Here is a 14,917-nt window from a genome sequence, read left to right on the forward strand (position 1 = left end):
GCGGACATGACCACACCTCCCGTGATCTTCGTTCATGGACTGTGGGTCCACGCGTCCGCTTGGGAGCCGTGGCTCGATCTCTTCTCCCGCGCCGGGTATGCGGCGCAAGCACCGCTCTGGCCTGGCGAAAGCCGTTCTGTGGAACTCACGCGCCAAAACCCGGAGCGGGTGGCCGGTTTCGGTGTCCAGGACATCACCGAACACTTCGCCCAGCACATCGGCCAACTGGGTGAGCGGCCGGTCGTCGTCGGGCACTCGTTCGGTGGTCTCGTGGCTCAGAAGCTGCTGGAGTCCGGGTTGGCGGTGGCGGCTGTCGCCATTGACCCCGCGCCGATCAAGGGGGTTCGTGCCCTGCCGCTGGCGCAGATCCGCTCCGCGCTGCCAGTGCTGCGCCGCAAGTCCAACGCGAGCGGGTTCGTCCAGCTCACCCGGCGGCAGTTCCGCTATGGGTTTGGCAACGCACTTTCCTGGGAAGAGTCCGACGGGTTGTACCGGCGGTGGGCGATCCCCGGCCCGGGCCGGCCGGTGTTCGACCTCACCGCCGCGAAGAAGGACCCGTCCTCGCCGACCCAGGTCGGCCTCGACGACCGTGGACGCGGACCGCTGCTGATCCTGGGCGGCGAGCGTGATCACACCATTCCCGAGGTGGTGGCGCGGCAGGCGGCCGAACTCTATCGGCCGGGTGTGAACACCGAATACCGGATGATGCCGGGACGAGGACACTCGCTGGTGTTCGATAGCGGCTGGCGCGAGGTCGCCGAGGTCGTTCTGGACTGGGTTCGCGGGCACGACCGGGTGTCGGGCCGCTGACCGTTCCGGCCTCCGCCGCTCATCCGGCGGGGGCCGGGAACACCGACCGCGTCATCGCCGCGGCGCACCGCACCAGCGACTCGGTGTCGATGTCGACCGAACCGGACACGGCGTCCGTCGCCGCGCCGCAGTAACCGTGGTACAGAGCACGTGCGATCACGTCCGGTTGCTCGCACACAACGGCTCCCGTGTCCACGCCCTCTCGTGCCGCGCTTGCGATGAGCGCGATCAGGCGTTCGTTCGCCGCGGTCTTCACGGCCTCGGCTCCCGCGACGCCGTACAGCGCGCGATGAATGGCACCGTGCTCCAGTGCGAACCGGGTGAGCGCCTCGAGAACCGCCGCGAGACGGTCGCGGACTGGAATCGCGCGGTCAGCCAGAATCCGTTCGCCGATCTCGGCGAAGGAGCTCATGTGACGTTCCCAGGCGGCGGCAGCCACCTCCTCCTTGGTATTGAAGGTGATCGCCGATTCCTATTGGCAGGCAAGCGCTCTGGATGTCGACCGAGCGGCGTACGGCTTACCCGCCGTGTACAGCCCCAATCGCGGTTTCGGTTACTTCGGCACCCCGCCGGACACGGCGACCACGGTGCTGTGGGTGGGCGGCACGGAGACCGATGTGCTGGCGCGCTGCGCCGAGGTGAGCGCTGTCGGGCACGTCGATGCCCGGCTCGGATATCCCGGCGTCACTCGCGGCGTCACCGTCTGGCGCTGCGCGCAACCGCGTGTGCCCTGGTCGCTGGCCTGGCCGGGCATGTTGCGGCTGAACTGAGCGCCGCGCCTCACCACCAGCCGAGAATCGGCGACAAGTGCCTGCCCAGTTCCGGCGCGAGCGAGCGCGAATAACTGGCGGTGAGGTGATGCTCGTCGTGGTAGATGAGAATGTTGCCCTCGGTGACGGCGCAGACGTCGCGTCCGCACAGTGCGTCGGACAGGTCCACCGGGAACACGTTGGGGAACGAGGCGGCGAACTCGAGCGCCGGGTTGACCTCGTCCAGCGCGGCCGCGCGCGGCATCCCGCAACTGATCCGGTCGCCCTGCTGGGCGAGGCAGTCGATGGCCCGGTACCGCACGCCGTCGCGGCGCAGCCATGGCGTGTCGCGGATGGCGAGCATGTTGAGTCCCCGGTCGGCCAGCCGGGCCCAGACGTCCAGGTAGTCGCCCGGGGTCTCGTCACCCGCGCCATCCCGTGGGCGGGTCGCCGTCGTGAAGACCCATTCCGGGCGTTCGACGGCCAGGCGGTCGATCACCTCCACGGACCAGTCGCGGCAATCCGGGTTCGCTTCGCCCTTATACATCGGTTCCGCCGCCACCGTCAGCGGGCAACCCATCTTCAGATACACCTCGACCCGGAAGGCGTGCTCGCGAGCGAGCAGGTCGAGGGCGGGCACCCAGTGCTCGGCGTGCGAGCTGCCCACCACCGCGACGGTGCGCTCCGCGTTCGCGTCCCCGTAGGTGCAGGTGAGGACATGCCGGGTGTCCCAGTCCGCGATGCAGCCGTCCCGAGAGGGGTAGGCGGCGTCCGCGGGCGCTTCGTACACGGTTGGGCGCATCGGAACCTCGGGCGTGCTCGCGCCGTTGACCAGTGCCTCCGCGCCGGGATAGGGCGTCGGGTCCAGTGCCGCCACCGCCCGCGGCGGGTTTGCTCTGATCACCACCTGCTCGCCGACCGACGCCGCCAGCACCGCGATGCCGAGCGCCGCGACCAGCCTGCCGGTGCGGAGGGTGCGGGCGGGCGTCGCCCGGGCCGGACGGCCGGACCGCGTCCGCAACGGCTCCTCGATGAACCGGTTCGTCAGGTGGGCGAGTACCAGCGACGCGCCGATGACCCCCAGGCCGACGCCGAATCCGGCGGTTGCGGACCCGGTCCGGGCCAGTACGAAGATCAGGATCGGCCAATGCCACAGGTACAACGCGTAGGACAGTTCACCGAGACGCACCGCGGCCGCCGTGCCGAGCAGCCGATTGGGCAGCGGTTGCTCGGCGGTTGTCAGCTTGCCGCCGGCGACGATCAGCGCCAGCGTGGCGCCGACCGGCACCAGTGCGGCCGGGCCGGGGAATCGATCGGCGCCGTCGATCAGCCATCCGCAGGCGAGCACCGCGACCGCACCGATAACGGCTGCCGCGACCCGCACCGGGCGCGGCGGCGCGGACCAGGGCGCGACGATCGCCAGCAGGGCGCCGGCCGACAGTTCCCAGGCGCGGGCGAAGCTGTCGTAGTAGTTCCAGCCCTGTTGCACCGCGGTGCCGTGGGCGGCGTAGACGAACGAGACCACCGCGCCCGCGGCGAAGATGATCGCCAAGGCAGGGCGCAGTGCCTCGGGGCGGGCGAAACGCAGGCACAGGGCCGCCGTCGCCGCCACGACGAACAGCGCCAGCAGGTAGAACTGCGTCTGCACCGCCATGGACCACAGGTGTTGTAGCGGGCTCACCGAAGGATCGGCCGCCAGGTAGTCCGACCAGGACAGCGCCAGATACCAGTTCTGGTAATACAGCAATGACGCGAGCGTCTGCGCGGCCATCTCGCCCCACTGGGTGAACGGGCGTAGCAGCACGGTCGCCGCGATCACGGCGGCCAGGAGCGTGACCAGAGCGGGCAGCAATCTCCGGGCGAGCCTGCCCGCGGTGTACGCGACGCGGACCGAGCCGGTGGCTTCCGCCCTGCGCAGCACCGAGCCGGTGAAGAAGAAGCCGGACAGCACCAGGAACACGTCCACGCCGCCCGAGACTCGCCCGAACCAGATGTGGAACGCCACGACCAGCGCTATCGCCACACCGCGCAAACCGTCCAGATCGTGCCGGTACCCGCCGGCCTCCGCCTGCCGCGGCCCCGCGGTAGTAGCGACCGCGCCCGGCCGGAGGAGCCGGTTCATCGCTCGGGCGACCGTCACCGGACTCGCGCGGCGCGGTCGTCACGGCAACGGAATGCCACGGCTCGGCGACGGGGCGATGTACAGGACACGTCATCTCTCTTACCACGGCCGGTGAACGCCGGTCCAACTCGCGGAGGCGAGGTGGGGGTACGGAAACAGCCGTTGAACCGGACAATTCGGTCACCACTCGGGTGGCCGCCCTTCGCTGGTCGTTAGGGTGGAGTCGTGAACGTAGAGGTGACACCCCTGCCGGGTATCGGTGTGCGCAAAGATTTTCCGCTGACCAATACACGACGCCGGATCGGGGTGATCAATCATCGTGACGGCACGATGGACCTCATCGTGAGCAAGCCGGACAACCCCGACGAGACCGAGCAGGTCCCGCTGTCGGGGAAGGAGGCGGCGGTGCTGGCCAGCCTGCTCGGTGCGCCGCAACTGGTCGAACAGCTACGCGAGGAGCATCGGGAGTTCACCGGCCTGACCACTCGCCAGCTGTCCATCCCCGACCGGTCCCACTTCGACGGCCGCAGGTTGGGCGAGACCCAGATGCGCACCCGGACGAAGGCGTCCATCGTCGCGGTGGTGCGCAGCGGGCAGCCCATTCCGTCTCCGGGGCCGGATTGGACCTTAACCGCCGGAGACGTATTGGTCGTCGTCGGCACCGTGGAGGGCCTGGAGGCCGCCGCCAAGATCCTGTCAGACGGCTGAGCGGCATGGTGGCACACGAGACTGCGCTCGCGCTGATCCAACTGGGCGCGGTATTTTTCGGCCTCGGGCTGCTCGGGCGGATCGCCGCGCGCATCGGCATGTCGCCCATCCCGCTGTATCTGATCGGCGGGCTGGTGTTCGGCACCGGCGGCCTGATCGAGCTGCGGCAGGCGGACGACTTCATCCACCTCGCCAGCGAGATCGGCGTCGTCCTGCTGCTGTTGCTGCTCGGCCTGGAATACAGCGCACCGGAACTGGTCACCGGCATGCGCCGATCATGGGCCGCGGGTGTGGTGGACCTCGTGCTCAACGCGACCCCGGGTGTGCTCGTCGCCTTCGCGCTCGGCTGGGGGTTCACCGGCGCGATCGCTATGGCGGGCGTCACCTACATCTCGTCATCGGGCATCGTCGCGAAGGTGCTCAACGATCTGGGCCGGCTCGGTAACCGCGAAACGCCGGTGGTGCTGTCCATCCTGGTGTTCGAGGACTTGGTGATGGCCGGATACCTGCCGGTGCTGACGGCGGTGCTGGCCGGCGTCGGCTTCGTCGCCGGGCTGAAGACGCTGGCCATCGCCTTGGCCGCGGTCACCGTCGTGCTGATCGTCGCGCTGCGCTACGGCCGCTACGTCTCCGCGATCGTCGACAGTGCCGATCGCGAGATCTTCCTGCTGAAGCTGCTCGGGTCCGCGTTACTGGTGGCGGGCGCGGCCTCCGCGGTACAGGTTTCCGCGGCGGTCGGGGCCTTCCTGCTCGGTATCGCCATCTCGGATTCGACCGCGCACAACGCGACCAAGCTGCTGGAACCGCTGCGCGACCTGTTCGCCGCGCTGTTCTTCGTGCTCTTCGGCCTGAGCACCGACCCGGCGAGCATCCCTCCGGTGCTGGGCTGGGCGTGCCTGCTGGCGCTCGTCACCACCGCAAGCAAGATCGCCACCGGATGGTGGGCGGCCAAACGGGCCGGTGCGGGGCGCCTCGGCCGGGCGCGCGCGGGCACCGCGCTGGTCGCCCACGGCGAGTTCTCGATCGTCATCGCGGGACTCGCCGTCGCCGCGGGCGCCGTCCCGGCCGAATTCGCCGCGCTCGCGACCACCTATGTGCTGTTGATGGCGGTTCTCGGCCCGATCGCCAGCCGGTTCGTCGAGCCGGTCATGGCGCTGGTGGTGCGGCGGCGCGCCGGCGTGTCCTGACCGACGGCGGTGTCCGATCCGCTCGAGACCTCCGGCGGGGTTGACCCGGCTCGGCGGATAGCAGTCGGAAACCGGAGGCACGGGCCGTGCGGGCGCAAGTCGACGTGATTACTTCGGTGTGGGCGGCCTCGAGCGCCGACCCGGACGACTCTCTCCGGGAGGTCGTGTACCTCGAGGACCCAGTGGGCTGAACGCGCGGTGGCGGTGCGGGAGCCCACCGCCACCGCGGCGGAATCAGTTCCGCCCGGTGGCGACGGAATTCAGCACGACTTCGGCAGCGGGCTCGCCGTCGGACGAACCGTCCTTGACGCCCGCGCCGGCGATGGACGACAGAACCTCCATGCCCGCGGTGATTCGCCCGAACGGGGTGTAGTCCGGCGGCAGCGGCGCGTCGCGGTAGACCAGGAAGAACTGGCTGCCGTTGGTGCCGGGCCCGGCGTTCGCCATGGCGACCGTACCGGCCGGGTAAGTCGCCCCCGCCAGGTTCTCGTCGGGGAAGAAGTATCCGGGGCCGCCCATGCCGGTCGCGGTCGGGTCACCGCACTGCAGGACGTAGATGCCTTCGGTGGTGATCCGGTGGCACTTCGTGTGGTCGAAGAACTGCTCGCCGGCCAGGAACACGAACGAGTTGACCGTGCGCGGCGCGCGTGCGGCGTCCAGGGCGATGGTCACGGTGCCACAGCTGGTGACCAGCGTCGCCGTGTATCCGGCGTTGGCGTCGATGGTCATGCCCGGTTCGGCGGGCCATTGCTTGCCGTTCGGCTGACCGGCGGCCGGTGCGCCACAGCGGCCCGGTCCCTGCTCTCGAGCAGGCGCGGGGGTCGCCGAGACGACGCCCGTCGCGGATGCCACCAGCGTCACGCCGACGGCGAGTACCCCGAGGATCCGCAGCGATCGCCACGGTAGGCTCCGGCGCCCCGCGCGCCGGCCGTTGATGAGTTCTCGCGCTTGCACTTCGCTGCTCACCGCTGAAAATCTCCTTCACTCGGGGTTGCGCACCGGACGATGCAGCGCGAATCATTCCATCTCCCCGGTCATGGTGGGGGAGTACGGCTCGATTGCCCGTGCGCGCGACCCGAGGAACGTGGCGACCGCGATGGCCGCAGATCGGCCACAAAAATGTTTCCGGCCACTTGTTGGACAACAGAATTAGTTACCGGTGACGTATAACAAAGCATGGGAATCGTTCGAGCGGCGCTGGTCCAAACGAACTGGACCGGTGACAAAGAGTCGATGCTGAAGGCGCACGAGGCCTACGCCCGCCGGGCCGCCGCGGAGGGGGCCGCGGTGATCTGCTTCCAGGAGTTGTTCTACGGGCCCTACTTCTGCCAGCGGCAGGACACGGAGTTCTACGACTACGCCGAATCCGTCCCGGGGCCGACCACGCAACGATTCGCCGCGCTGGCGAAGGAATTGCGCCTGGTGATGATTCTGCCGGTGTACGAGCAGGAACAGCCGGGCCTGCTGTACAACACGGCCGCTGTGCTCGACGCCGACGGCAGTTATCTCGGTAAGTACCGGAAACATCACCTGCCGCACGTGCACGGATTCTGGGAGAAGTTCTACTTCCGGCCGGGCAACCTCGGCTGGCCGGTGTTCGACACCGCGGTCGGCAGAGTCGGCGTGTACATCTGCTACGACCGACACTTCCCGGAGGGCTGGCGCGCGCTGGCCCTCGCCGGGGCGCAGATCGTGTTCAACCCGTCGGCCACGTCGCGGGGCCTGTCCGGCTACCTCTGGAAACTGGAACAACCGGCGGCCGCGGTGGCCAACGAGTATTTCATCGGCGCCATCAACCGCGTCGGCGTCGAAGAGTACGGCGACGACGACTTCTACGGCACCAGCTACTTCGTCGACCCGGAAGGCAAGTTCGTCGGCGAAGTCGCCTCCGACACCGGCCCCGAGCTGGTGGTCCGCGATCTGGACATGGACCTGATCAAGGTGGTGCGCGATCGCTGGGCCTTCTACCGCGACCGCCGCCCCGACGCCTACGGGCCGCTGGTGGCCCCCTGAGAGCGGGGAACGACATGGCGCGCACTTTCATCCACGGCGGCACAGTCGTCTCCGCCACCGGATCCCAGCCGCTCGACGTGCTCGTCGAGGACGAGACCATCGTCGCCGTCCTCCAGCCGGGTTCCACCGCGCTGGGCGCGGATCTCACCGCCTCCGCCGATCGGGTGCTCGACGCGACCGGCAGATACGTGATCCCCGGCGGGGTGGACGGCCATACCCACATGCAGATGCCCTTCGGCGGGACCGAAGCCTCCGACACCTTCGAGACCGGCACCCGCGCGGCCGCGTGGGGCGGTACCACCACCATCATCGACTTCGTCGTCCAAAAACCGGGGGAGCGGGTGCAGGACACCCTGGCCGCCTGGCACGCGAAGGCGGCCGGGCAGTGCGCGATCGACTACGGCTTCCATCAGATCATCGGTCAGGTCGACGACGAATCCTTGAAGGGGATGGGCGAATTGGTGGCCGAAGGGGTCACCAGCTTCAAACTCTTCATGGCCTACCCGGGTGTCTTCTACTCCACCGACGGCCAGATACTGCGCGCCATGCAGTCCGCGGCCGAGCTGGGTGCGCTGATGATGATGCACGCCGAGAACGGGATCGCCATCGATGTGCTGGTCGAGCAGGCGCTCGCGCGCGGGCAGACGGCGCCGTACTTCCACGGCACGACCAGACCGTGGCAGCTCGAGGAGGAGGCCACCCACCGCGCGATCATGCTGGCCGAGCTGACGGGCGTTCCGCTGTATGTCGTGCATGTGTCGGCCAAGCAGGCGCTGGCCCAGATCGCCGCCGCCCGTGACGCCGGCCGCAACGTCTTCGGCGAGACCTGCCCGCAGTACCTGTACCTCTCGCTCGAAGACCAGCTGGGCGCAGCGGGTTTCGAGGGCGCGAAATGGGTGTGCTCGACGCCGCTGCGATCGAAGGCAGAAGGGCATCAGGACGAACTGTGGCGCTATCTGCGGACCGGTGACGTCACGACCGTGGGCACCGACCACTGCCCGTTCTGCATGAAGGACCAGAAGGAGCTGGGTCTCGGCGATTTCAGTAAGATCCCCAACGGCATCGGCGGCGTCGAGCATCGGATGGACCTGATGTTCCAGGGCGTCCGGTCCGGGCGGATCTCGCCGGAACGCTGGGTCGAGGTCTGCTGCACCACGCCGGCCCGGATGTTCGGCATGTACCCGCGCAAAGGGGTGATCAGCCCGGGCGCGGACGCCGACATCGTCATCTACGACCCCAACGGCCACACCAGCATCGGTCTCGGCAAGACCCACCACATGAACATGGACTACTCGGCCTACGAGGGATTCGAGATCGACGGTCACGTCGACACGGTGCTGTCCCGGGGGCGGGTGGTGGTGGACGGCGGCTACCACGGTCATCCGGGGCACGGCCGGTTCGTCAAGCGTGACCTCGCGCAGAACCTGATCTGACGCCTCTTTCGATCCTCGAACGGAGAGTGCCGCATGGACATCGGTCTGGTGCTGCAATGCACGCCCCCGGCCTCGCGGGTGATCGAATTGGCCAGGCTCGCGGAGACGTACGGGTTCTCCCACGTCTGGACCTTCGACTCGCATCTGCTCTGGCAGGAGCCGTATGTCATCTACAGCCAGATCCTGGCCGCTACGCGCAAGGTCATGGTCGGTCCGATGGTGACCAACCCGGCCACCCGGGACTGGACGGTGACCGCGTCGATCTTCGCCACGCTCAACGAGATGTTCGGCAATCGCACGGTATGCGGAATCGGCCGCGGTGATTCGGCCGTGCGCACGCAGGGCGGGAAACCCGCCACCCTGGCTACGTTGCGGCAAGCGGTGGAGGTGATCCGGGAACTGGGCAACGGGCGTAGCGCGCGAATAGACGACACCGTGGTCCGGCTGCCGTGGGCGGCCGACTCGCGGCTGGAGGTATGGGTAGCGGGCTACGGCCCACGTGCTCTCGACTTGACCGGCGCGGTGGCGGACGGCTTCATCCTGCAACTGGCCGACCCGGACATCACCGCTTGGACCATCGCGCGGGTGCGCGCGGCGGCCGAACGCGCGGGCCGGGACCCGGCAGCGATCCGGATCTGCGTCGCCGCGCCCGCTTACGTCACCGACGGGACGGACGCGGCGCTGGCGCACGCGCGCCGACAGTGCCGATGGTTCGGCGGGATGGTCGGCAACCATGTGGCGGAGATCGTCGAAAGATACGGGACGGCAGGCGACATTCCGGCCGCCCTCACCGACTACGTCGAAGGCAGGCGAGGTTACGACTACAACCAGCACGGCCGCGCGGGCAACGTACACGCCGAGTTCGTGCCCGACGCCATCGTGGACCGCTTCTGCCTGCTTGGCACGCCCGACGACCAGCTGTCCCGGTTGCGCGAGCTGGCGAAGCTGGGCGTGGATCAATTCGCCGTCTATCTGCAGCACGACGCGAAAACCGCGACCTTGGAGGCGTACGGTGAATCGGTGCTGCCTCGTCTCGCTCCCCTCGTGACCGCGACCCAGTCGACCGAAGGGAGCGACTAGCGTGGTCGATCACGTCTTCTGAGTCGCTGATCGGGGTGAACTCGCCTCGGGTGCGTGTTCAGGGGGTCGGGGGTACGTCATCTGTTGGGGTATCGGGGCGCGAGGGGGTGGAGCACAGTGCGGGCGGACTGGGCAGTTGTGGTGGTTTGCGGGTGTTTCTGGCTGGGTTGTGGATCGGGCTGATGAGGCCATCGTGTTCGGCGTGTCGGTAGATGCACCGGATTGCGGAGACCATATTCGCGGCTGCTCCACGGCCTTGGCGGGAGTTGGAGCGGATGATCGCGTGGCGGCGGTGGTCCTCGACGAATCGGTTGATTCGGTAGTCGTGGGTGCATCGAGGCATCGGTCTCCCCACGCGACTTCAACTCTCCGCCAGTATGATTCGTAGCTTTTGACGGTAGTGTTCGGCAGGGCGGTCCTGAGCTCCGCGATGTATTCGCTGAAGGTTGGTATCGGAGTGGTGGCAGGGCGTACAACGGCCTAGCCGAGCTGAGTGGCGATCAACTGGAGCGCGTTTTCGAGGTCGAGATCGTCGTTCATGATGCATCCGGCCAGAGGTCAGGAAGATAGGCCCGCAACGCTGCGGCGATGATCGGAATTGGGAAGATGAGGTCTTCGCAATGGACGTCGGCTACAACCAGTGCTTTGTCGCCTGGAACCAGGTTGCACCGGTGGGGGTGTACGGCTGGGATGCGGAGGTAACCCGATCGGCCGACCGACCACCGAATCTGTAGTCCAACCCCCGACAGGTCGGTCAGGATGGCGAAAAACCGCTAGGCGTGCCATCCGCACAGGTGGGTTCCGGACTGGTGGGCTCGCGTGCCGCCCTTACGGCTGAGGGCGGCTGAATGGCTCGAGCTCGACCTCACCGATACCGGTTGGGACCTGCGCCGCGCTGGGGCGACACCCACGTCGGGATCGGGCTCCGCGCGAGATCCGAGTAGTCGGATACCCACGCGCTCCAACAGCCCAAGGGCAAGTATCGAAGAAATCCTGCTGGACAGAAGACTCGATGATTCGACCGCACCTCAGGGAGGGCGAGATGAGCGAACGCGCGATGAGTTGGGAGGAACTCAGGAAACGGGAGGGCGAACCGGCCACGGCGCAGGCTCCGGCCGAGCTGCGGCGACTGTTCCATCGAGAAGGGCCGTCCCGGTGCGAGCCGCACTTCCTCGACCCCGCGGATTTGCAGTGTCAGGACGATGATGAACCGGTCCTCGGAGGCTACTGTCCGCCATGGATCGCGACTTCCTACCGCCCTGCGAGGGCACGCTTGCCGCGGCCGCTGAAGGTATTCCATAACGGCGAGGAGCTCGATCCTGCCGTCGTGTATCCGCCCGACGAACGCGTGGTCTACCACGACCACAACTACCCATGGGGATCCGTCTGCAGGATCACCAGTGCCCTCGGGGCCTGCTCGGGTGTGTTGATCGGCCCGCGTCACGTGCTCACCGCGAGTCATTGCGTCGACTGGTCGGGCGGGTGGATGAAGGTCGAAGTTCACCTGTTCGGCGCGACGGCTCGTGACTGGTCCTACGCCACGCGAGCGATCGCGTATACCGACATCACAACGGTTACGTCCACCACAGTCGATGAGGACTACGCCTGTCTCGTGCTCGAAAAACCGCTCGGCGAGGCCTTCGGTTGGCTCGGCGTCCGGGAGTACGACAGCGACTGGGATGACGACGACGTTTGGTCCTCGATCGGGTACCCAGGGGACGTCGCCAGCGGAGTCCAGCCCATCTTCATCGGGAACAAAAGTATGGACGAGGACGAGTGGGACTTCGGCTCCGGCCGCGCCATGAATAGCAACGTCGACATGATGAGAGGTCAGTCAGGATCCCCGATGTTCGGCTGGTGGAATTACGACGACGGCACCGGCACTCGACCCTGGCCCTTTGTCACGGCAGTCATATCTTCGGAAAGCTTTGGCTTCTACCCGCCGACCTTCAGGATCAATTGGTGCTCCGGCGGGGCCGATATCGTCCGCCTCGTCAGGTACGCAAAGCGGAACTACCCCTAGCTCGGCAGAGATGTGGCCGTCGTCGAACGGATCAGCGGTCGCAGCGGCAGACGTGCACGACCCTCTCGCCGCCGGGCGTGCGCCGAACACCATTCGTCACAGATCACACAGAACTTCAGATGTCAAAAAATTGACAGACAGACCGGGCTGATAGGTCACCGCAAACCTTCGCAACCACCGCAATGCGCAGATTTCCCCGGAAAGTCTCCTGGATCAACTGACGAGTACTTGCCTGATAACTACAGTTGTCGGACGATCCTGCCGGTGGTCGAGGGTCCCGATCTGCCGAAGGGCGCTCCGGCGCAACCGGTTCGATTTCGTGTTATCGGGCGACGTCGAGGACGGGGCGGTGATCGAGGTGAGGATGCAGGCCAAGGCTCGGGGGACTCATCGCGGCGCCGGGTGGACCGAAGTTTTCGCGGTTGCCCCTTGACAGTCCCGGCGACCGCCGCCGCGTTCGGCTGGGTAGTGGTCGTGAGCGGCGGGAGTGCACCGTGGAGGGTTCTTGACATCCCGGTGTGTGGTGGCAGTGTGCTGGGTGAGGACGGGGCCTGAGCGCTGCCGCTCGGACATTGGTCGAAACGCCGCGGGCTCGGTCGTGACGCCAGGGCCGGGCCCGGCGGTGGCGTGGGTTGCATGGCGTGAAGACCCGCCCCCGATGAGTTCCGATCGCGAAGTTGGGCGGGTCGTCCCCATCACCAGGTGATTGTGGATCACGGGAGTTCGCATCGGGCGTAGCTGTCCCTTGCGTTCGTCACCAGCTCTGGCGCAGAACAGAACCCGTGACGGCGCAGATCGTCGACCCCCACCCGCCGGGGTTGTCTGAAACCGCAGTTCACGCGTGTCTCGAGGCGTAGCGGGTGTCCGTCCCGCTCCAACGGATGGGTACCGGCCGGACACGGCTTCGGCCACCGCGATGACTTCCAGCCGGATCAGATGGCGGGTGGTGGGATCCGGGTGTAGGTCGCTGCTGTGCTGGTGCCGCCGGGTGTGGTGAGGGTGAGGTTGGTGGGTCCGGCGGGTCCGGGAGGTGGGTCGGTGACGATTTGGGTGTTGGAGATGACGGTGAACGCCGCGGGTGTGGCGCCGAACAGCACGGTAGTGGTTTGGGCGAGGTTGGTGCCGGTGATGGTGACGCTGTTGCCGCCGGTGGTCGGTCCTTGGTTGGGGTTCAGGCTGGTGATGGTGGGTGTGGGCAGGTAGGTGTAGGAGACGCCGTTGCTGGTCCCAGCCGGGGTGATGACGGTGACGGCGAGTGTCCCGGTCCCTGGTGGGGCGGTGGCGGTGATCTGGGTGTCGGAGACCACCGTGAATGCGCTGGCAGCGGTGGCGCCGAACCGGACCGTGGTGGCACCGAGGAAGTGGGCGCCGGTGAGGGTGACGGTGTTGCCGCCGGCGAGCGGACCCGAGCTGGGAGAGACACCGGTGAGGGTGGGAATGGTGAGGTAGAAGTAGGAGCTGGGAAGAGTGGTGGCGCCACCGGGGGTGGTGACGGTGATGTTCACCGCCCCGGCGAAGCCCGGGGGAACGACCGCGGTGATCTGCGTGGCGGAGACGACGGCGAACGAGGTCGCAGGCGTGGCGCCGAAGGTGACCGTGGTGGCGCCGGTGAGGCCCGTGCCGGTGAGGGTGACGGTGTTCCCGCCGGAGGTGGGTCCTTGGTTGGGGCTGACGCCAGTGAGGGTGGGCACTGCGGCGTAGGTGTAGGGGACGCCGTTGCTGGTGCCTCCGGGGGTGATGACGGTGACGGCGACCGTCCCCGTTCCTGGTGGGGCGATGGCCGTGATCTGTGTGCTCGAGTTGACCGTGAACGCGGCCGCGGTCGTCCCGAACCGGACGGCGGTGGCGGTGGACAGGCCCGTGCCGGTCAGGGTGACCGTGGTCCCTCCGGCCGCCGGACCCGAACCGGGGACGGCGGAGGTGAGGGCGGGGACGGGAGTGTAGGTGTAGGAGACGCCGTTGCTGGTGCCGCCGGGGGTAGTGGCGGTGACTTGCACCGTCCCGGCTCCTGGTGGGGCGACGGCGGTGATCTGGGTGGCCGAGTTGACCGTGAACGAGGACGCGGGCGTGGCGCCGAAGGTGACCGCGGTGGCCCCGGTGAGGTTGGTGCCGGTGAGCGTGACCGTGGTCCCTCCGGCCGCTGGACCCGAACTGGGGACGGCGGAGGTGAGGGCGGGCACGGGAACGTAGCTGTAGGACACGCCGTTGCTGGTGCCGCCCGGGGTGGTGGCGGTGATCTGCACTGTCCCGGTCCCCGGGGGAGCGACGGCGGTGATCTGCGTGGCCGAGTTGACCGTGAACGAGGACGCGGGCGTGGCGCCGAAGGTGACCGCGGTGGTGGCGGTGAGGTTGGTGCCGGTAAGGGTGACGGTGTTGCCGCCGGAGGTGGGTCCTTGGCTGGGACTCACGCCGGCGAGCGATGGCACTCCGGCGTAGGTGTAGGGGACACCGTTGCTGGTGCCGCCCGGGCTGGTGATGACCGTGACCGGCACCGTACCTGCTCCCGGTGGGGCGATGGCGGTGATCTGGGTGGTGGAGTCGACGGTGAAAGTGGTTGCGACCGTGCCGAACCGGACGGTGGTCACGAAGGTGAACCCGGTGCCGGTGATGGTGACGTTGTTGTTCCCCGTGGTGGGGCCCGCGGTCGGGGACAGGGACGTGATGGTGGGGGCCATGAAAGATGCTCCTTCCAGAGCGGGCCACGGCCCCGGTCCGACCGTGGAGCAAGGGTGTTCGGGGAAGGCAGCCCGCGGAACTAACGGGTATCCGGCCCCGAGGCAGGGCATGTTGCC

Annotated in this window: 12 protein-coding genes; 8 read left to right on the top strand and 4 right to left on the bottom strand. The window is 67.8% G+C overall.

Going from position 1 to position 14,917, the window contains the following annotated elements; translation table 11 throughout:
- Positions 1 to 6 precede the first annotated feature (6 nt).
- Positions 7 to 810, top strand: coding sequence for an alpha/beta hydrolase (locus tag ACFU5M_RS27165; RefSeq protein WP_379053706.1), 804 nt, complete (start codon positions 7 to 9; stop codon positions 808 to 810).
- A 19-nt stretch (positions 811 to 829) separates the two neighbouring features.
- Here the strand turns inward: ACFU5M_RS27165 and ACFU5M_RS27170 are convergent, their stop codons facing one another.
- Positions 830 to 1,222 carry a hypothetical protein gene (locus tag ACFU5M_RS27170; protein WP_379053707.1) on the bottom strand — a complete coding sequence of 131 codons (393 nt, stop codon included), beginning with the start codon at positions 1,220 to 1,222 and terminating at the stop codon, positions 830 to 832.
- Positions 1,223 to 1,268: 46 nt separating this feature from the next.
- On the opposite strand from ACFU5M_RS27170, the gene ACFU5M_RS27175 reads away from it, so the two are divergent.
- The gene (locus tag ACFU5M_RS27175) at positions 1,269 to 1,580 is read left to right on the top strand and encodes a hypothetical protein (RefSeq protein ID WP_379053708.1); all 312 of its coding nucleotides are present in this window, start codon (positions 1,269 to 1,271) and stop codon (positions 1,578 to 1,580) included.
- 10 nt (positions 1,581 to 1,590) lie between these two features.
- Here ACFU5M_RS27175 and ACFU5M_RS27180 read toward each other — a convergent pair whose 3' ends face one another.
- Entirely contained in the window at positions 1,591 to 3,681 is a 2,091-nt protein-coding gene (locus ACFU5M_RS27180) for an acyltransferase family protein (protein ID WP_379053710.1), read from the bottom strand.
- A 225-nt stretch (positions 3,682 to 3,906) separates the two neighbouring features.
- Between ACFU5M_RS27180 and ACFU5M_RS27185 the strand changes: the two genes are divergently transcribed.
- Together ACFU5M_RS27185 and ACFU5M_RS27190 are read left to right on the top strand one after the other, a co-directional pair.
- Positions 3,907 to 4,389 carry a cation:proton antiporter regulatory subunit gene (locus ACFU5M_RS27185; protein ID WP_379053711.1) on the top strand — a complete coding sequence of 161 codons (483 nt, stop codon included), beginning with the start codon at positions 3,907 to 3,909 and terminating at the stop codon, positions 4,387 to 4,389.
- A gap of 5 nt (positions 4,390 to 4,394) precedes the next feature.
- Positions 4,395 to 5,576, top strand: coding sequence for a cation:proton antiporter (locus tag ACFU5M_RS27190; protein WP_379053712.1), 1,182 nt, complete (start codon positions 4,395 to 4,397; stop codon positions 5,574 to 5,576).
- Between the two features lie 234 nt (positions 5,577 to 5,810).
- Here the strand turns inward: ACFU5M_RS27190 and ACFU5M_RS27195 are convergent, their stop codons facing one another.
- The gene (locus tag ACFU5M_RS27195) at positions 5,811 to 6,542 is read right to left on the bottom strand and encodes a peptidylprolyl isomerase (RefSeq protein ID WP_379053713.1); all 732 of its coding nucleotides are present in this window, start codon (positions 6,540 to 6,542) and stop codon (positions 5,811 to 5,813) included.
- A gap of 210 nt (positions 6,543 to 6,752) precedes the next feature.
- Here ACFU5M_RS27195 and ACFU5M_RS27200 point away from each other — a divergent pair, with 210 nt between their 5' ends.
- The 4 genes from ACFU5M_RS27200 (at position 6,753) to ACFU5M_RS27215 (ending at position 12,125) form a co-directional block, all read left to right on the top strand.
- Positions 6,753 to 7,589 carry a nitrilase-related carbon-nitrogen hydrolase gene (locus ACFU5M_RS27200; RefSeq protein ID WP_379053715.1) on the top strand — a complete coding sequence of 279 codons (837 nt, stop codon included), beginning with the start codon at positions 6,753 to 6,755 and terminating at the stop codon, positions 7,587 to 7,589.
- A gap of 14 nt (positions 7,590 to 7,603) precedes the next feature.
- Positions 7,604 to 9,022 carry a dihydropyrimidinase gene (gene hydA / locus ACFU5M_RS27205; protein WP_379053716.1) on the top strand — a complete coding sequence of 473 codons (1,419 nt, stop codon included), beginning with the start codon at positions 7,604 to 7,606 and terminating at the stop codon, positions 9,020 to 9,022.
- A 33-nt stretch (positions 9,023 to 9,055) separates the two neighbouring features.
- Positions 9,056 to 10,102 (top strand): TIGR03842 family LLM class F420-dependent oxidoreductase, encoded by a 1,047-nt coding sequence (locus ACFU5M_RS27210; RefSeq protein WP_379053718.1) that lies wholly within the window; start codon positions 9,056 to 9,058, stop codon positions 10,100 to 10,102.
- Positions 10,103 to 11,144: 1,042 nt separating this feature from the next.
- On the top strand, positions 11,145 to 12,125 hold the full coding sequence (locus ACFU5M_RS27215) for a trypsin-like serine peptidase (protein ID WP_379053719.1): 981 nt from the start codon (positions 11,145 to 11,147) through the stop codon (positions 12,123 to 12,125).
- A 932-nt stretch (positions 12,126 to 13,057) separates the two neighbouring features.
- On the opposite strand, the gene ACFU5M_RS27220 is transcribed toward ACFU5M_RS27215, so the two are convergent.
- Positions 13,058 to 14,800, bottom strand: coding sequence for a beta strand repeat-containing protein (locus tag ACFU5M_RS27220; protein WP_379053721.1), 1,743 nt, complete (start codon positions 14,798 to 14,800; stop codon positions 13,058 to 13,060).
- Positions 14,801 to 14,917: the final 117 nt, after the last annotated feature.

Origin of the sequence: Nocardia sp. NPDC057455 (assembly GCF_042802775.1) — a bacterium.
Classification (GTDB): Bacteria; Actinomycetota; Actinomycetes; order Mycobacteriales; family Mycobacteriaceae; genus Nocardia.